This window comes from Comamonas guangdongensis, assembly GCF_041079535.1.
Taxonomy (GTDB): Bacteria; Pseudomonadota; Gammaproteobacteria; order Burkholderiales; family Burkholderiaceae_C; genus Comamonas; species Comamonas guangdongensis.
In genome coordinates this window covers 149,489-167,008 of record NZ_JBFYGN010000009.1, presented here as the reverse complement: position 1 = coordinate 167,008, position 17,520 = coordinate 149,489, and the positions used below count along the sequence as shown (strand labels likewise).

The window sequence follows — 17,520 nt, the reverse complement described above, 5'->3', positions numbered from 1 at the left end:
GAGTCTCGTGACTGCCGTGGCTCAGCCCTTGTAGTTGGCGATGCCGTCGGTGATTTCCTTGTGCGCCACGTCCAGGCCCTTCCAGCCCAGAACCTTGACCCACTTGCCCTTTTCCAGGTCCTTGTAGTGCTCGAAGAAGTGGGCGATCTGCTGCAGCGTCAGCTCATGGATGTCGCTGAGGTGGTTGATCTTGTCGTAGGAAGGCAGCAGCTTCTGGGTGGGCACGGCCAGCACCTTGCCGTCCACGCCGGATTCGTCTTCCATCTGCAGAATGCCGATGGCGCGGCAGGGCACAACCACGCCGCTGGGCAGGGGGAAGGGAGTCATCACCAGCACGTCCACGGGGTCGCCGTCGCCGGAAAGAGTCTGAGGCACATAGCCGTAGTTCACGGGGTAGTGCATGGCCGTACCCAGAAAGCGGTCCACGAACAGGCAGCCGGTTTCCTTGTCCACTTCGTACTTCACGGGAGCGGAGTTGGCCGAGATTTCGATGATGACGTTGAAGACTTCGGGCGCCTTGGAGCCGGGGGTCACGTTGTTCAGAGACATGATGGTCAAAGAGGTAAAACAAAAAAAGCCCCGCTAGGGGTCACCCCGCAATTCTAGGCGCATGACCCTAACGCTGGAATTACATGCTTGAAAGATGCGGCGCCCCGCCCCTCCTCAAAAGCCGGATCGGCCTCCAACCCTTTACCGGACTGCGCCTGCCGCTACCTTCTTCATAGTCCCTCAGGCCTTGAGCATTTCCCGCCGGCGCACGGGGCCGCTGCGCTGCTCCACGGCGGCCTGCACGTCCTTGCGCAGCCCCAGTGCAAAGCCCAGTTCGGCCGCCACGAACAGCGGGCCTATCAGCAGGCCCATCACATCGTCGAAGAACGCGGGTTTGCGCCCTTCGTAATAGTGGCCTATGAACTGGATCACCCAGCCTATGCCGAACAGACCCAGGCCCCAGGCCAGCCATAAACCCAGGGACTGCGCCGCCAGCGGTGCGGCCAGGACCAGCATGGCGGCCAGCAGCGCCGTCATGAACAGGCCGTAGCGCCCGTCCAGCCGCCAGTAATAGACGGCCGCGGCCAGGGCCGCCAGCAGTGCCAACGAAACCGGAAAGCCCGCGATCCGGCCCAGCTCCAGCCGCGCCAGCAGTATGACCACGGCCAACATGATCATGGGCACGCCGATGTAGTGGGTGAGGATGTTGCGCGGGTCGCGGTGGTAGTCGGCATAGTTCGACAACTGGTCGACTAGGGTTTTCATCGCTGTGTCTCCTTGTGGCTTGTCCGAGCATGTTGGCGCAGCCTCAACCTTGCCGTCTGTCATGCAACCGACACAAGAGTTTCCCGTTTTGCCGACCGCACCGGCCTCTGCGCGCAAGCGCAGCAATCTGTTCAAGGTGTCGACCGCCGAGCTCTGGGCCATAGTCCAGGCCGGACGCTGGTTTCGCGCACTGCCGCCCGCGCTGGCCGGGCAGCTGCAGGCGCTGGCCCGTCCGCGCTTTCTGGCCCCGGGCGAATGGCTGTTCCGCCGCGGCGATGCCCCCTGCGGCCTGTATGCGGTGGCGCGCGGCTCGCTCAGCATCTCCGGCACGGCCACGCTGCAGGAACATACGCGCACGGCCTTGCTGACGCTGGTGGAAGCCCCGATGTGGCTGGGCGAGATCGCGCTGTTCGACGGCCAGGCGCGCACCCATGATGCCTATGCCAACTCCGCCTGCGCGCTGCTGCAAATGCCCATCGCACCCCTGCACGACTGGCTGGAGGCCCATCCGCTGTACTGGAGGCATATGGCGCTGCTGCTGACGGACAAGCTGCGCGCCAGCCTGATCGCGCTCGAGGAGCAGACCGTGCTGCCCGCGCCGCAGCGTCTGATGCACCGGCTGGTGCAGATGGCCCTGGGCCATGAACAATGGGCCGACCGCCTGCGCACCCACCGGGAGCTGGCCGTGTCGCAGGAGCAGCTGGCGCGCATGCTGGGCCTGTCGCGCCAGACCACCAACCAGATACTGCAGGAGCTGCAGCAGGCCGGCTGGCTGCAGCTGCGGCGCGGCAAGCTGGAGGTGCTGGACCTGGCCGCACTCAGAAGCGCGGCGGCCACGGGCCAGATACGCGCGGCTGGCCAAAGCGCGGCGGGTTGATGCGCGGCGGCCAGAAACCACCTGTCCCGCTGGCGCTGGACAGGCCGGCGTCCTCTTTGATAATCAGCGGTTGCCGGGCTGTGCCCGGTCCGCACCAGAATCATGGCGGACATGGACCCCGCGCCCATCGCCCGCCGCACCACGGATACCTCATGCCCCTGCCTTCCAGCGCCAAACGCCAGCCGGTTCCCATTCATATGCGCGACGTCAAATACCGGGGCTATGCCCGCGACGACGGCATGTGGGATGTGGAAGCCGAGCTCATAGACCAGAAGACCTACGACATCGAGCTGCACGGCCAGCGCCAGGTTCCCGCGGGCAAGCCCATCCACCATATGTGGATCCGGCTGACGATAGACGCGGACATGGTGGTGCATGCGATAGACGCGGCCATGGACGACCACCCACTGGGCCATTGCCCCGAGGCCACGCGATCGATGCAGCAGATGGTCGGCAGCTGCATCGCGCGCGGCTGGCGCCGTGCCATCCAGGACAAGCTGGGCGGCGTCGTGGGCTGCACCCATCTGCGCGAGCTGCTGTTCAACATGGCCACGCCGGCCTTTCACACCGTGCTCAACCAGTTCCGCACCGATGGCTCGGGCCAGCCGCCGCGCCATCTGGGGCAATGCCTGGGCTGGGATTTCAACGGCCCCGGCGTGGCCGCGTTCTATCCCGAGTTCGCGGGCTGGCAACCTATCCAGCCGCAGGCCGCCAAGCCGGCCATCGACCCGGCCTGAAGCCCGACCGCCAAAGCGCCTGCAGCTATCAAAACCAGGATTCGAAACAAGCCCGTTCGCCGGCTGGACTTCGGGCTTGCGGCACAATCGAGGCCATGGCAGAACGTGTGATCCCCCTGGTCGATGAGCGTGCGGCATCTCGCCCCGCAATCGTCCCCAACACCTTGCAGACTCCCACCGGAAGACTGCAGGATCGATGGGGACGGCCTTTGCACGATTTGCGCATCAGCGTCACCGACCGCTGCAACTTCCGCTGCAATTACTGCATGCCCAAGGAAGTTTTCGACAAGAACTACCAGTACCTGCCCCATGGCTCGCTGCTGAGCTTCGAGGAAATCACGCGCCTGGCGCGGCTGTTCGTGGCCCATGGCGTGCGCAAGCTGCGCCTGACGGGCGGCGAGCCGCTGCTGCGCAAAAACCTCGAGACCCTGATCGCCCAGCTGGCCGAGCTGCACACGCCCGACGGCCAGCCGCTGGACCTGACGCTGACCACCAATGCCTCGCTGCTGGCGCGCAAGGCCCGCGCGCTCAAGGATGCGGGCCTGAACCGCGTCACCGTGAGCCTTGACGGCCTGGACGACACCGTGTTCCGCCGCATGAATGACGTGGACTTTCCCGTGGCCGACGTGCTGGCCGGCATAGAGGCCGCACAGGCCGTGGGCCTGTCGCACATCAAGGTGAACATGGTGGTCAAGCGCGGCACCAATGACGACCAGATCCTGCCCATGGCCCGCCACTTCCGCGGCACGGGCGTGACGCTGCGCTTCATCGAATACATGGATGTGGGCGCGACCAATGGCTGGCGCATGGACGAGGTCCTGCCCTCGGACGAGGTCATCGCGCGCCTGCGCGCCGAGCTGCCTCTGGTGCCCCTGGAAGCCAGCGTACGCGGCGAGACCGCCGTGCGCTGGGGTTATGCCGATGCGGCCGGCAGGCACGATCCGCAGCTCGGCGAGATCGGCGTCATCAGCAGCGTCACCCATGCTTTCTGCGGCGACTGCAACCGCGCGCGCCTGTCCACCGAAGGCCAGCTCTATCTGTGCCTGTTTGCCAGCCAGGGCTGGGACCTGCGCGGCCTGCTGCGCGGCGGCGCCAGCGATGCGGAGATTGCCGCCGCCATCGCTCCCATCTGGCAGCAGCGCGACGACCGCTACTCCCAGCTGCGCAGCGAGCTGCCGCCCGACGTGGCCCAGGCCACCGGCTCGCGCCGCATCGAGATGAGCTATATCGGCGGCTGAGCGCCCCATGCCTGTCCCGATCTCACCCCAGGACATCACCGGCTGCGTGCTGGCCGGCGGGCGCGGTGCGCGCATGGGCGGCGTGGACAAGGGCCTGCAGAACTTTCTTGGCCGGCCGCTGGCTCTGCATGCCCTGCAGAGGCTGGCGCCCCAGGTGGGACCGCTGCTGCTCAATGCCAACCGCAATGCCGAAGCCTATGCGGCATTGGGCCGGCCGCTGGACGCCCGGGTCTGCGCCGATGCCCTGCCCGACTACCCGGGCCCGCTGGCCGGCTTCATGGCGGGCCTCGCGCACTGCACCACTCCATGGCTGCTGTGCGTGCCCTGCGACACGCCGCTGTTCCCCGCCGACCTGGCCGAGCGCATGCTTGAGGCGCGCGGCGAGGCCGACATCGTCGTCGCCCATGGCTGGGATCTGGAGCATGGTGCGGGCGAGCTGCGCGCCCAGCCCGTGTTCTGCCTGCTCCGCGCCACGCTCAGGGACAGCCTGGAGCGCTTCATCATCGGCGGCGGCCGCAAGATCGACGCCTGGACCGGCCAGCACCGCTGCGCCCAGGCGGTGTTCCAGCTCCCGGGCGAGCGGCATGTATTTGCCAACGCCAACACCCTGGCCCAGCTGCATGATCTGGAGCAACTGGCTCCAGGCGCAAAGTCCTGAGAACTCGCTCCGGGACGCCGGCACGGCAGGCCAAAACGCGTAAAGTATTGTCACAACCCTATGGGCGCGCCATGCGGTTTTCTTTTTTGCTGTTATGACCGCGATTTTTCAACCTGCCGCCTCCGCCAATGCCCAGACCCTGACCACCACCCAGGTGCTGCAGCAGCTCGCTGCCTTGCTGCAGCCCATGGGCGCCGTGGCCGAGCTGGAGACCCTGGCCCTGCCCGAAGCGCTGGACCGCGTGCTGGCCGAGGACCTGATCTGCCCCGTCAACGTGCCGCCCCATGACAACAGCGCCATGGACGGCTATGCGTTCGCGGGCGCCGAACTCGCGCTGGCCCGGCCGGGCCAGCCGCTTTCGCTGCGCGTCAAGGGCACGGCTCTGGCCGGCGCGCCCTGGCCAGGCCGATTGGCTGCGGGGGAATGCCTGAAGATCATGACGGGAGCCGTCATGCCCGCCGGGCTGGATACGGTCGTGCCCCATGAGCAGGTCACGTCGGACGCCGACTCCATACAGCTGGATGCGGGCGCCCTGAGCCCGGGCGCCAACCGCCGCCTGCGCGGCGAGGACCTGCGCCAGGGCTCGGTCGCGCTGCAGGCCGGCCAGCGCCTCACGCCCGCGGCCCTGGGCCTGCTCGCCAGCCTGGGCCTGGGCCAGGTCACGGTGCGCCGCCGCCTGCGCGTGGCCTATTTCTCCACGGGCGACGAGCTGCTCAGCCCCGGCGCCGCGCCGCGCGAAGGTGCGATCTACGACAGCAACCGCTTCAGCCTCCAGGGCCTGCTGCGCCGCCTCGGCGCCCAGGTGCTGGATCTGGGCGCCGTGCCCGACGAGCCCCGGGTGCTGGAAGAGTGTTTGCGCGAAGCCGCCACGCTGGCCGATGTGGTGCTGACCAGCGGCGGCATCAGCGCTGGCGAGGCCGACCATACCCGCGCCATGCTGCAGCGCCTGGGCACGGTGCAGTTCTGGCGCGTGGCCATGCGCCCCGGCCGTCCGCTGGCCGTGGGCCTGCTGGCACCGGCCGCCATGGCGCTCCATCCCGTCGCCGAGAAATTTACCGAGAAGTCGGCCTCTAGCCCTGTCGTTGACAGCGACAGCGGCGCCCAGAACCAGAGCATTCAGCTGTCGACCCGACGGCCCGCAGTGCTGCTGGGCCTGCCCGGCAACCCCGTGGCGGCCATGGTCAGCTTTCTGATGTTTGTGCGCCCGGCACTGGCCCTGCTGGCCGGCGAGCGCGACACCCGGCCGCCCATGCTGCAGGCCGCCAGCAGCGAGCGCCTGCGCAAGCGCCCGGGCCGCACCGAATATCTGCGCGGCGTGCTCGAGCTCGACGCGCAGGGCCGGACCACGGTGCGTACCACGGGCCCGCAAGGCTCGGGCGTGCTCAGCTCCATGGTGGCGGCCAACTGCATCATCGTGCTCGACGACGAGCGCGGCGAGGTTCTGCCCGGCGACAGCGTAGGCGTGCTGCTGCTGCAAGGCCTGGGCTGAAGCCGGCAGCGCGGCCTTGCCCGCAAGTTCCAAGAATTTCCGAGGAAACACCATGACTTACCAAGCCACCCACTGGGCCACAGAACCCACACGGCAAGCCATTGACGCGCTCCAGGGCGCCAGCCTGCTCGAATTCGGCGCACCCTGGTGCGGCCACTGCCAGCGCGCCCAGCCGTTGATCCAGTCCGCGCTGGCCGCGTTTCCGGGCCTCTCGCATATCAAGGTCGAGGACGGCCCGGGCCGTCCCCTGGGCCGCAGCTACCGGGTCAAGCTCTGGCCCACGCTGATCTTTCTGCGCGACGGCCAGGAGGTCGCCCGCCTGGTGCGCCCCGAAAATGCGCAGCTGATCAGCGACGCCCTGGCCCGCATCACGCCCTGAAGCGCCGGGCTTCAGCCCCGGCCCAGGGCCAGCTCCACGCCCTTGTTGGCCAGCGCATCGGCGCGCTCGTTGCCGGGGTCGCCGGCATGGCCCTTGACCCAGCGCCAGTCTATGCGGTGGCCGCTGCCCTGGACCAGGGCATCCAGGCGCCGCCACAGCTCGGCATTCTTCACCGGCTCCTTGGAGGCCGTCACCCAGCCCTTGGCCTTCCAGCCGTGAATCCACTCGGTAATGCCTTTGCGCACATACTGGCTGTCCAGATACAGCACCACGTCGCAGGGACGCTTGAGGGCGGAGAGCGCCTCGATCACGGCCATCAGCTCCATGCGGTTGTTGGTGGTGCCGAGTTCGCCGCCGAACAGTTCTTTTTCTGCCGCCCCGGCCTGCAACACTGCGCCCCAGCCGCCAGGGCCGGGATTGCCCTTGCAGGCACCGTCGGTATAGATCACTACTTGATTCAATTCTTTTCCTTGTTGCGCCAGACCCGGTCCGGCGGCTGCCGGTTCGCCACCGGCACCTGCATGCCCGCTGGCGCGGCACGGCCGCGCCAGCTCGGGCCTATCAGCCGCATGCCCTGCACGCGCTTGACGGCCACCACACAGTAAGCCCCGCCCAGCACCGGCCAGCAGCGGTGGCCCAGGCTTTCCATGAACTTCCAGCGGTTCAGCCACTGCGCGCTTTGCGTGGCAGGACGATAACAGCCAAATTGCACGGCTTCGACCTCGAAGCTCAGCAAACGCAGCCAATCGCGCAAACGCCAGTAGTCCATGCCCAGATTCAGATCGGGCAGATAGCCGGCACTGCGCTCCAGGCGCCGCTGCATCCCCAGCAGGCTCATGGGATTGAGCCCGCAGACCACCAGCCGCCCCTCGGGCATCAGCACGCGCGCGGCTTCGCGCAGGGCCGCATGCGGGTCGCACGAGGCCTCCAGCGTATGCGGCATCAGCAGCAGGTCCAGGCTGGCCTCGGCAAACGGCAGAGCTGTGGCATCCGCCACCAGCGCCGCCGGCACCGGGGAGGCCGCGGACACCCCCAAGCCCCCGGCTTGCGCTACAGTGCCTGCTTTTGCATTCTGAACCGGTTCGTTGCCATCCAGCGCCAGCCAGCGATGAGGCATGCGATTGTTGCGCAGCCCCTGGAGCTCGGGCAGACCCAGCTGCAGCGCGTGATAGCCGAAAATATCGGCCACCGCCTCGTCACAGCGCTGCTGCTCCCATTCCAGGAGATAGTGCCCAAGGGCCGAATCCGTCCAGTGATGCATCTCTATAATTTTGCAGCCCATGAACCTGTTGCCCATACCCGCCTTTTCCGACAACTACATCTGGATGATCCACGATGCAGAGCAGGCCGTGGTCGTCGATCCGGGACAGGCCGAACCGGTGCTGGCGGTGCTGGCCCAGCAGGGCTTGAAACTCCAGGGCATTTTAGTCACCCATCACCATGCCGACCATGTAGGTGGTCTTGCGGCCCTGCGCCAGACCACGGGGGCGCCGGTCTACGGCCCCGCCTATGAGCCGCTGCCCGAGCCCGTCATTCGCGTCCGGGGCGGTGACACCGTGGAGCTGCTGGGCGGCCCCTGGCAGGTGATGGACGTGCCCGGCCACACCAGCGGCCATATCGCTTTTTTCAGCGTCCAGGCCCGGCCCCTGCTGTTCTGTGGCGATACGCTGTTTTCCGGCGGCTGCGGCCGCCTGTTCGAGGGCACGCCCGCGCAGATGCAGGCCTCGCTGGACGCCCTGGCCGCCCTGCCCGGCGAGACGCTGGTCTGCTGCGCCCATGAGTACACAATTTCCAACCTGCGCTTTGCGCAGGCCGTGGAACCAAACAATCCGGATCTGGCTCAGTATCTGGAACGCTGCCTCAGGCTGCGGGCCCAGGGGCTGCCCACGCTGCCCTCCACCCTGCAGACCGAACTGGCCATCAACCCCTTCATGCGCAGCCGCGCCGCCGACGTGATCGCGGCCGCCGTGCGGCATGATCCTCAGACCAGGCCCCAGGAGCCCGCCAGCGTGCTGGCCGCCCTGCGCCAATGGAAAAACGTTTTTTGATGAAACTGCTCTACACCCTGCTGCTGCCCTGCGTGCTGGTCCTGACCGGCTGCGCCACCACCGCCAGCATCGATCCCATGTATCCCGACGGCCCGCTCAAACCACTGGGCCGCGGCAAGGTGGGCAGCTCCGAAGTCGCTTCGCTCGAAACCACGGGCGACCTCTGGGTGCGCATACGCCAGGGCTTTGCCATGCCCGATCTGGACCAGGATCTGGTGCGCGACCGCGAGCAATGGTATGCGGCGCGCCCCGACTACCTGCAGCGCATGACGGAGCGCTCCAACAAATACCTGTTCCATGTCGTCGAGGAGCTGGAGCGCCGCGGCATGCCCACCGAGCTGGCCCTGCTGCCCTTCATCGAAAGCGCCTTCAACCCGCAGGCCGTCTCCAGCGCCAAGGCTGCCGGCATGTGGCAGTTCATGCCGGCCACGGGCACTTATTTCGACCTCAAGCAAAATGCCTTCCGCGACGACCGCCGCGACGTGCTGGCCTCCACGCGCGCGGCGCTGGACTATCTGCAAAAGCTCTACGACATGTTCGGCGACTGGCATCTGGCGCTGGCCGCCTATAACTGGGGCGAAGGCAGCGTGGGCCGTGCCATCAAACGCAATGAAAAGCTGGGCCTGCCCGCCGGCTATACCGATCTGCAGATGCCGGCCGAGACCCGCATGTACGTGCCCAAGCTGCAGGCCATCAAGAACATCGTCGCCAATCCGGAGAAGTTCAACGCCGAACTGCCCGTGATCGAGAACCACCCCTATTTCCAGGCCGTCACCCTGGCCCACGATATCGACGTGGAGCTGGTGGCCAAGCTTGCCGACGTCAGCGTCAAGGACTTCAAGGCCCTCAACCCCAGCTACCACAAGCCCGTGATCTTTGCCAAGGCCACGCCGCAGATTCTGCTGCCCTGGGACAATGCCAAGGTCTTCCGCCGCAACCTCCAGGCCTCCGCCGACGGCCAGTTCGCGAGCTGGACGGTGTGGACCGCGCCCACCACCATCACCGTGGCCGAGGCCGCGCAGCGCGTGGGCCTGGGCGAGGCCGATCTGCGCGCCGTCAACAATATTCCGCCGCGCATGCTGATCAAGGCCGGCTCGGCCCTGATCGTGCCGCGCGATCCCAGCATCAAGACCGATGTGCCCGGCCATGTGGCCGACAACGGCCAGATTTCCTTCGCCCCCGAAATCGTGACCGTGCGCACCACCATCCGCGCCCGCAAGCGCGATACGCTGGTGAGCGTGGCCAGCCGCTATGGGGTCAGCCTCTCCAATCTCGCCGACTGGAACGATCTCAAGTCCACAGCCTCGCTGCACGCGGGCCAATCCCTGATCGTCTATCTGCCGGCGCGCGCGGCGCGTGCAGCCCGCGCCGAGGCCCAGGAAAGCGCTCCGCGCGAAACCAGCCGCAGCAGCCGCGGCGCCAGCAAGCAGGCCGTCGGCAGCAAGTCCGCGGCGCCGACGACGCGCGGCGGCAAGAACGACCCCAAGCCGCGCGGCGGCACGCCGGCCAAGAAGCGCAAATAGGCCGCGCCACAAAAAGCCCGCCAGCTGCGGGCTTTTTTACGCCTGGACTCATCAAGTTGATAGCTGCAAGCGCTGGCCAGACAAGCGCCACCAGCCTATTCAGGCATGATCCCTAGCGCCGGTCCACCAGCGCATGGGCAATCGTGCCCAGATCCACATATTCAAGCTCGCTGCCTATGGGCACGCCGCGCGCCAGGCGGGTGACCAGCAGGCCGCGCGCCTTGAGCGCCTCGCTGACCGCATGGGCCGTGGCCTCGCCCTCGGCCGTGAAGCTGGTCGCCAGAATCACCTCCTGCACCACGCCGTCGCAGGCGCGCTCCAGCAGCTGCTTCATGCCGATTTCCTTGGGCCCCACGCCGTCCAACGGCGACAAACGCCCCATCAGCACGTAGTAATAGCCCTGGTAGGCACCGGTGCGCTCCATGGCGGCCAGATCGGCGGGCGCCTCCACCACGCAAAGCCGCGCGGCATCGCGCCCCGCGTCATCGCAGATGTTGCAGATGCGGCCTTCGGTAAAGGTATGGCAGCGCTCACAGTGGTGCACCGAATGCACGGCGGAATCCAGCGCCTTGGCCAGCTGCAGGGCACCCGCCTGATCCCGCTGCAGCAGATGGAACGCCATGCGCTGCGCCGACTTGATGCCCACGCCCGGCAAGCGGCGCAGCGCTTCGATCAAGGCATCCAGAGATTGCACATCAGACATGGCTGTCCTTTCACTCACCAGAAAAAAAGCGATCTGCAACTGTACAGATCGCCATTCATATTTGCTAAGCCTTGTCCAAAGGAACATGCCCTGGATCAGGCCTGCTCCCAATCAGAGGCAACAAGCAAGAGCCGCCTCGCAGCGATGTTGCCGTCCCCTCCCGCGAAGCGAGAGAGGGGGGAGGCCGCAAAGCCGCTCAGGGGGCGTTCCCTTAGAACGGGAATTTCATGCCACCGGGCAGGCCGGGCATACCCGCGGTGATCTTGCCCATCTTCTCGTTCGAGGTCTCTTCGGCCTTGCGCACGGCGGCGTTGAAGGCTGCGGCCACCAGGTCCTCGAGCATGTCCTTGTCTTCGGCCAGCAGGCTGGGATCGATAGTGATGCGCTTGACATCGTGCTTGCAGGTCATCACCACCTTGACCAGGCCTGCACCGGACTCGCCTTCGACTTCGATATTGCCCAGCTCATCCTGCGCCTTCTTGAGGTTGTCCTGCATGGCCTGGGCCTGCTTCATCAAACCGGCGAGTTGTCCTTTGTTGAACATATGAATTCCTTCTTGTGTTGAAACGCCTTATTCAGGCCGAATGGAGATGGGCTTGATGCTGCCGGGCACGATTTTCGCCGCGAAGTCGCGCATCAAGGTTTGCACCAGCGAATTGCTTTTGACAATGTCTTCGGCAATATTTTGGCGCGCATGGTTTTCTACCGCCAGGCGCCGCGCCGGGCTATCGCTGACCGCACCCTGCTCAACCTGCAATTGTCGCGCATGACCGGCCGCCTCCAGCGCAGCGCGCAAACGCTCGCGGGCACCGCTCTGGTTGAGCGAGCTGGACTCGACCCGCAAGGTCCACAGCTCACCCTCGCGCGCTATCAGCTGCGACTGCAGCGCCAGCTGGCGCGCCAGGGCCACCACGCCATCGTTTTGCAGCAGCTGCTGGACCACGCCCTGCCACAGGTCGCCCTCGGGCGTGCGCTCCACCGACGCAACTTCCAGGGCCGTGCTCACATAGACGGCGCCAGCTTCCTGGCCCGCGGGTTCTTCCTCCGGCTGCAGCGGCATGGGCTCGGCGGGCAGGCCGACATCCACCTCGGCGTCGTCGCTCCAGCGGCCTTCGTCGGTCCAGCCCTCGTCGGGCATGCCCACCCAGGCGCCTTCATCGGGGCCCGGCTCATCGGACGGCTCGGCCGCTTCCGGCGCCTGGTCCACGGACTCGTCAGCCTGCGCTTCCTCCGCTGTCACAGGGTCGGACTCGGGCTCGGACCGCAGAGCGACAGAGGCGGGGACAGAAGCCGCCACAGGCGACGCTGCTGCGGCTTGCTCAGCCTCCTGAACGGCTATCGCTGCCGCAGCTTCGGCCACCTGCAAAGCCTCGGCCGCCGCGACAGGCTCCGCGGGGGCAGCAGGCAGCGGCTCGGGCACGACTTTGGCGACCTGCACCGGCGGCTGGGCCATGGCAACGGGCTGCGCCGCCGGCGTGGCAGGCGCTATGGGCCGGCTAGGCCTGGAGGCTGGAGTTTTTTTTTCAGCCGCGCCGGCTTCGGCGTTTTCGGGCTTGAAGGCCAGCAGCCTCAGCAGCGCCATGGTCAGCGCCGCATATTCATCGGGCGCCAGTCCCAGCTCCGTGCGTCCATGCAGGCAGATGCTGTAGAGCAGCTGCGTCTCGTCGCACGGCATCAAAGCGGCCAGGCGATCCACTTCGGCGGCCTCGGGGTCGCTGGCATCCAGCGGCATCTCGGGCACGGCCTGCAGCACGGCCATGCGCTGCAGCACCGAACACATTTCCTCCAGCGTGGAAGCTGCCGACAGGCCGTTGTGGCGCAGCTGCTCGGAGGTCTCGACCACGATGCGTCCATCGCCCTGTGCCAGCGCCTCGATCAGGCGGAACACATGGCTGCGGTCCACGCTGCCCAGCATCTGGCGCACGCCCGCTTCCTGCAGCTGGCCGCTGCCGAAGGCAATGGCCTGATCGGTCAGGCTCAGCGCATCGCGCATGGAGCCGCGCGCCGCGCGTGCGAGCAGGCGCAGAGCCTGGGGCTCGGCGGGCACGGCTTCCTTGGCCAGCACCTGGGTCAGGTGCTCGAGCACGGTCTCCGGCGCCATGGGCCGCAGATTGAACTGCAGGCAGCGCGAGAGCACGGTCACCGGCACTTTCTGCGGATCGGTCGTGGCGAGCACGAACTTGAGGTACTCGGGCGGCTCCTCCAGCGTCTTGAGCATGGCGTTGAACGCCGTGTTGGTCAGCATATGGACTTCGTCGATCATGAAGACCTTGAAGCGTCCCTGCACCGGCTTGTACACGGCCTGCTCCAGCAGGCTTTGCACCTCATCCACACCGCGGTTGGAGGCCGCATCCAGCTCCGTGTAGTCGGGGAAGCGCCCGCTATCGATTTCAGTGCAGGCAGCGCAGACTCCGCAGGGGGTTGCCGTGATTCCGCCCTGGCCATCCGGGCCCTGGCAGTTGAGCGACTTGGCCAGGATGCGCGACACCGTGGTCTTGCCCACACCGCGCGTGCCCGTGAACAGATAGGCGTGGTGCAGGCGCTGCTGGGTCAGCGCATTGGTCAGGGCCTGGACCACGTGCTCCTGCCCCACCATTTCGGAGAAGGTATGGGGCCGGTATTTGCGAGCAAGCACTAAATAAGACATAGCCATCAATTCTACGGGGCCGGCGCATGCCAACAAGCCGGCTCCAACAATAACGATGGCCGTTGACTCATAGGGGCGTCTTTTTCCACCTATAATCGGCAGCGACGGGCCTCCTCGCATGGGGAAGCGGCCAACCGGGTCAGGTGGGGAACCAAGCAGCCCTAACTGTGAAACCAGTGCCGGGGGTAAGGCTCGTCACCTTTCGATTCAAGCCACGGCTTGCGCCTGTCGAAAGCTCTCTCCAAGTTGTTTGCGTCACTTCCCGGTGACACCCATGCCCGACGGGCAGCGAAAAAGCAGCAACAGCTCAACCCATCCCGAACCGGCGCCAGCCAGTTGCCTCGCCACACGGGCGTTTTGCGCTTCGCATGCCCAGAGCCGCCCGAGGACTTGCCGCGTCCGCAGGCTTTGGGCCGCGCGGCATTTGCGGTGACTGCGGCGGCCGCACTCCATGAGGCGCCGCCGCCCTTGCCTACTCCAGGCCACGCAGATAGGCCAGTACGCCCTGCGCCGCCTGCACGCCCGAGGACATGCAGGCGGTCAGCAGATAGCCACCCGTCGGCGCCTCCCAGTCCAGCATCTCGCCCGCGCAGAACACGCCGCTCAGGGCCTTGCACATGCCATGCCCATCCAGGGCCTCGAGGCGCACGCCACCCGCGGTGCTGATGGCCTCGTCCATGGGACGCGGGGCAATCACGGTCAAGGGCACGGCCTTGATCGTGGCGGCAAGGCGCTGTGCATCGGCCATGCCCTCCTTGCCCAGCACCTCATACAACAGCCCCGCCTTGATGCCATCCAGCCCCAGCCGGCTTTTGAGGTGGCTGCTGAGACTGCGCGAGCCGCGCGGCCGCATGACCTCCTGCCGCACACGCTCGGCATCGAGCTGCGGCAGCAGGTCCAGCTCGAAGCTGGCCCGGCCCTGGCTGGCGATGCAGTCGCGCAACATGGCGGAGACCGCATAGATCAGGCTGCCTTCGACACCGGCCTGGGTCGCGACGAACTCACCCTGACGCGCGAAGCTTGCGCCCTGCCCGTCCTCGAACCTGAGGGCCACCGACTTGAACGGCTGGCCCGCAAAGCGCTGGGCAAAGATCTCGCTCCAGCCCGGCGCACGGCCGTCGCTCCAGCCCACATCGAAGCCGCAGTTGGCCGCCTGCAGCGGAGCCAGTTCCACGCCCCGCGCCTGCAGCAGCGGCACCCAGGCGCCATCGGAGCCCAGCCTGGCCCAGCTGCCGCCCCCCGTCGCCAGCACCAGAGCCTTGGACTCCACCTTGAGCAAGGCCTGCTCATGCTGGAACACGGGCTTCTGGTCGGCCGCCCAGCCCAGCCAGCGATGGCGCATATGGAACACCACGCCCTGCGACCTGAGTCGGGCCAGCCAGGCCCGCAGCAGCGGCGCAGCCTTCATGTCGGCAGGAAACACCCGCCCCGAAGTGCCGACAAAGGTCTCGAAGCCCAGCCCCTTGACCCAGTCACGCAGCTGCTGCGCACCCCAGTGCTGCAGCCAGGGCTGAAGCTCGGCGCTGCGCGCGCCATAGCGGCCGACAAAGCTGGAAAAATCTTCGGAATGGGTGAGGTTCAGCCCCCCTTTGCCGGCCAGCAGGAATTTGCGCGCTGCCGAGGCCTTGGTCTCGAACACATGCACGCTCAGGCCGGCCTGCGCCAGCTGCTCGGCCACCATCAGGCCCGCAGGGCCAGCGCCCACCACGGCCACATCGCAGGCCAATACCGAATCGGCCGCCAAAGGCTCCGAAAAACTCATAGTTCTATATCCCGTTCAACACGCGGCCCGCCGAAACCTGTTCCCGGGGGCCGCCAAAGGCTGCGCAGAATACCACCGCCGCCATTTCGGCAATAAGGCAGGCACTATTGACGCCATAGCAGCAAACAACCGCCCACACAGCACGCCGGGAGATGAGTTTCTGTCACAATGAAATGACAAGGCGGATATTCCACCGCCCTTCTTTTTGATTTAAGAAAAATCCAGGACTACAAATGGCTAGCGAATTGATCAAGCACATCACTGATGCAAGCTTTGAATCTGACGTATTGCAACCCGGCACCACGGTTCTCGTGGATTACTGGGCTGAATGGTGCGGCCCCTGCAAGATGATTGCCCCCATCTTGGATGAAACTGCCGAAAGCTACAAAGGCAAGGTGCAGATCGCCAAGATGAACGTGGACGAAAACCGCGAGATCCCCGCCAAGTTCGGCATCCGCGGCATCCCCACGCTGATGCTGTTCAAGGACGGCCAGCTGGCCGCCACCAAGGTCGGCGCTCTGAACAAGACCCAGCTGTCGGCCTTCCTCGACCAGCACCTCTGATCCCCTTCATGGACGAGGCCTTGCGCAAGGCCTCGTCCATGCCGGCTCAAAGCCTTGTATTTTTCGCTGCCTGCGGGCAGCCAGCGCATGTCGCAGAAGCCCTGCGAAATTCCTTGCAAGCTGCGCCGCTTTTCCTGTCATAATGTGCAGATCGCCGGCCTCCGCATGGGACCGCGCTGAGTTTTCTCCAGGCAAGCCTGCCCACTTTCACAGTGTCTCGTTAGGCCCTACGCCTCCCCCTCTGATTATTCCTCACTCCACGCTTGGAGTCATTTCATGCACCTTAATGAACTCAAGGCACTGCACGTGTCTGAAGTCTTGAAGCAGGCCGAAGCGCTTGAGATCGAAAACGTCGGTCGCATGCGCAAGCAGGAACTGATGTTCGCCATCATCAAGAAGCGCGCCAAGGCCGGCGAACAAGTGTTTGCCGACGGCGTGCTCGAGATCCTGCCCGATGGTTTCGGCTTCCTGCGCAGCCCCGATACCAGCTACACGGCCAGCACGGACGACATCTATATCTCGCCCAGCCAGGTACGCCGCTTCAATCTGCATACCGGCGACATGATCGAAGGCGAAGTGCGCATCCCCAAGGATGGCGAGCGCTACTTCGCTCTGACCAAGCTCGACAAGGTCAATGGCGGCCCTCCCGAGCAGAACAAGCACAAGGTGCTGTTCGAAAACCTCACACCTCTGTTCCCCAAGGAGCAGATGAAGCTCGAGCGCGACATCAAGGGTGAAGAGAACATCACCGGCCGCATCATCGACATCATCGCTCCCATCGGCCGCGGCCAGCGCGCGCTGATCGTGGCACCGCCCAAGAGCGGCAAGACCATGATGATGCAGAGCATCGCCCACGCCATCACCGCCAACCACCCCGATGTGCACCTGATGGTGCTGCTGGTGGACGAACGTCCCGAAGAAGTGACGGAAATGCAGCGCTCGGTCAAGGGCGAAATCATTGCCTCCACCTTCGACGAGCCCGCCACCCGCCACGTGCATGTGGCCGAAATGGTGATCGAGCGCGCCAAGCGCCTGGTGGAACTGGGCAAGGATGTGGTCATCCTGCTGGACTCCATCACGCGTCTGGCCCGCGCCTACAACAACGTCGTGCCTTCGTCGGGCAAGGTGCTGTCGGGCGGTGTGGACTCCAACGCGCTGCAGCGCCCCAAGCGCTTCTTCGGCGCGGCCCGCAATGTGGAAGAAGGCGGCTCGCTGACCATCATCGCCACGGCTCTGGTGGATACCGGCAGCCGCATGGACGAAGTGATCTTTGAAGAATTCAAGGGCACGGGCAACAGCGAACTGCACCTGAACCGCCGCCTCTACGAAAAGCGCGTGTTCCCGGCCATCGAGCTCAACAAGAGCGGCACGCGCCGCGAAGAGCTGCTGCTGGCGCCCGAGATCCTGCAGAAGACCCGCATCCTGCGCCAGTTCATGTACAACATGGACGAGATCGAGTCCATGGAGCTCATGATCAAGAACATGAAGGCCACCAAGAACAATATCGAGTTCTTCGACATGATGCGCCGCGGCGGCTGATACGGCCCGCACGCACCAAACAAGGCCCCGCTTGCGGGGCTTTGCCGTCTCCGGGGCCAGGCCGGATTGATTGATATGGGTCAACCTGCGCCGCAGTTGCAGC

General features: G+C 65.9%; 18 protein-coding genes and 1 other RNA gene. 11 read left to right on the top strand and 8 right to left on the bottom strand.

Features of this window, described 5'->3' with window-relative positions:
• Positions 1-21: 21 nt before the first annotated feature.
• Both ppa and AB6724_RS10505 read right to left on the bottom strand, forming a co-directional pair.
• Positions 22-549, bottom strand: a complete 528-nt coding sequence (ppa, locus tag AB6724_RS10510) for an inorganic diphosphatase (RefSeq protein WP_369338465.1) — start codon at positions 547-549, stop codon at positions 22-24.
• Positions 550-729: 180 nt separating this feature from the next.
• A complete protein-coding gene (locus AB6724_RS10505; protein WP_369338464.1) occupies positions 730-1,254 on the bottom strand; it encodes an Mpo1 family 2-hydroxy fatty acid dioxygenase in 525 nt (174 codons plus the stop codon).
• A gap of 61 nt (positions 1,255-1,315) precedes the next feature.
• Here AB6724_RS10505 and AB6724_RS10500 point away from each other — a divergent pair, with 61 nt between their 5' ends.
• The 6 genes from AB6724_RS10500 (at position 1,316) to AB6724_RS10475 (ending at position 6,632) form a co-directional block, all read left to right on the top strand.
• The gene (locus AB6724_RS10500; RefSeq protein WP_369338463.1) at positions 1,316-2,131 is read left to right on the top strand and encodes a Crp/Fnr family transcriptional regulator; all 816 of its coding nucleotides are present in this window, start codon (positions 1,316-1,318) and stop codon (positions 2,129-2,131) included.
• A 152-nt stretch (positions 2,132-2,283) separates the two neighbouring features.
• Positions 2,284-2,868 (top strand): DUF2889 domain-containing protein, encoded by a 585-nt coding sequence (locus AB6724_RS10495; protein WP_369338462.1) that lies wholly within the window; start codon positions 2,284-2,286, stop codon positions 2,866-2,868.
• Positions 2,869-2,963: 95 nt separating this feature from the next.
• Positions 2,964-4,106, top strand: coding sequence for a GTP 3',8-cyclase MoaA (moaA, locus tag AB6724_RS10490; protein WP_369338461.1), 1,143 nt, complete (start codon positions 2,964-2,966; stop codon positions 4,104-4,106).
• A 7-nt stretch (positions 4,107-4,113) separates the two neighbouring features.
• Positions 4,114-4,764: a molybdenum cofactor guanylyltransferase MobA gene (gene mobA / locus AB6724_RS10485; protein ID WP_369338460.1), complete on the top strand. Its 651-nt coding sequence runs from the start codon at positions 4,114-4,116 to the stop codon at positions 4,762-4,764.
• 94 nt (positions 4,765-4,858) lie between these two features.
• On the top strand, positions 4,859-6,253 hold the full coding sequence (gene moeA, locus AB6724_RS10480) for a molybdopterin molybdotransferase MoeA (protein ID WP_369338459.1): 1,395 nt from the start codon (positions 4,859-4,861) through the stop codon (positions 6,251-6,253).
• Positions 6,254-6,305: 52 nt separating this feature from the next.
• A complete protein-coding gene (locus tag AB6724_RS10475; protein WP_369338458.1) occupies positions 6,306-6,632 on the top strand; it encodes a thioredoxin family protein in 327 nt (108 codons plus the stop codon).
• 11 nt (positions 6,633-6,643) lie between these two features.
• Here the strand turns inward: AB6724_RS10475 and rnhA are convergent, their stop codons facing one another.
• Positions 6,644-7,093, bottom strand: coding sequence for a ribonuclease HI (gene rnhA, locus AB6724_RS10470; protein WP_369338457.1), 450 nt, complete (start codon positions 7,091-7,093; stop codon positions 6,644-6,646).
• On the bottom strand, positions 7,090-7,893 hold the full coding sequence (locus tag AB6724_RS10465) for a class I SAM-dependent methyltransferase (RefSeq protein ID WP_369338456.1): 804 nt from the start codon (positions 7,891-7,893) through the stop codon (positions 7,090-7,092). The genes rnhA and AB6724_RS10465 overlap by 4 nt, the downstream gene beginning before the upstream one ends.
• Positions 7,894-7,912: 19 nt before the next feature.
• Here AB6724_RS10465 and gloB point away from each other — a divergent pair, with 19 nt between their 5' ends.
• Positions 7,913-8,680 carry a hydroxyacylglutathione hydrolase gene (gloB, locus tag AB6724_RS10460; protein WP_369338455.1) on the top strand — a complete coding sequence of 256 codons (768 nt, stop codon included), beginning with the start codon at positions 7,913-7,915 and terminating at the stop codon, positions 8,678-8,680.
• A complete protein-coding gene (locus AB6724_RS10455) occupies positions 8,680-10,203 on the top strand; it encodes a transglycosylase SLT domain-containing protein (RefSeq protein WP_369338454.1) in 1,524 nt (507 codons plus the stop codon). The genes gloB and AB6724_RS10455 overlap by 1 nt, the downstream gene beginning before the upstream one ends.
• Positions 10,204-10,315: 112 nt before the next feature.
• On the opposite strand, the gene recR is transcribed toward AB6724_RS10455, so the two are convergent.
• The 3 genes from recR to dnaX form a co-directional block, all read right to left on the bottom strand.
• The gene (recR, locus tag AB6724_RS10450; RefSeq protein ID WP_369338453.1) at positions 10,316-10,906 is read right to left on the bottom strand and encodes a recombination mediator RecR; all 591 of its coding nucleotides are present in this window, start codon (positions 10,904-10,906) and stop codon (positions 10,316-10,318) included.
• Between the two features lie 211 nt (positions 10,907-11,117).
• Positions 11,118-11,450: a YbaB/EbfC family nucleoid-associated protein gene (locus AB6724_RS10445; RefSeq protein ID WP_003056681.1), complete on the bottom strand. Its 333-nt coding sequence runs from the start codon at positions 11,448-11,450 to the stop codon at positions 11,118-11,120.
• Between the two features lie 27 nt (positions 11,451-11,477).
• Entirely contained in the window at positions 11,478-13,553 is a 2,076-nt protein-coding gene (gene dnaX, locus AB6724_RS10440) for a DNA polymerase III subunit gamma/tau (protein WP_369338452.1), read from the bottom strand.
• 103 nt (positions 13,554-13,656) lie between these two features.
• On the opposite strand from dnaX, the gene ffs reads away from it, so the two are divergent.
• An RNA gene (gene ffs, locus AB6724_RS10435) (signal recognition particle sRNA small type) lies at positions 13,657-13,753 on the top strand.
• A gap of 272 nt (positions 13,754-14,025) precedes the next feature.
• On the opposite strand, the gene AB6724_RS10430 is transcribed toward ffs, so the two are convergent.
• Positions 14,026-15,315 (bottom strand): TIGR03862 family flavoprotein, encoded by a 1,290-nt coding sequence (locus AB6724_RS10430; RefSeq protein WP_369338451.1) that lies wholly within the window; start codon positions 15,313-15,315, stop codon positions 14,026-14,028.
• A 233-nt stretch (positions 15,316-15,548) separates the two neighbouring features.
• Between AB6724_RS10430 and trxA the strand changes: the two genes are divergently transcribed.
• On the top strand, positions 15,549-15,878 hold the full coding sequence (gene trxA / locus AB6724_RS10425; RefSeq protein ID WP_369338450.1) for a thioredoxin TrxA: 330 nt from the start codon (positions 15,549-15,551) through the stop codon (positions 15,876-15,878).
• Between the two features lie 276 nt (positions 15,879-16,154).
• Positions 16,155-17,417, top strand: coding sequence for a transcription termination factor Rho (rho, locus tag AB6724_RS10420; RefSeq protein ID WP_369338449.1), 1,263 nt, complete (start codon positions 16,155-16,157; stop codon positions 17,415-17,417).
• Positions 17,418-17,520 lie beyond the last annotated feature (103 nt).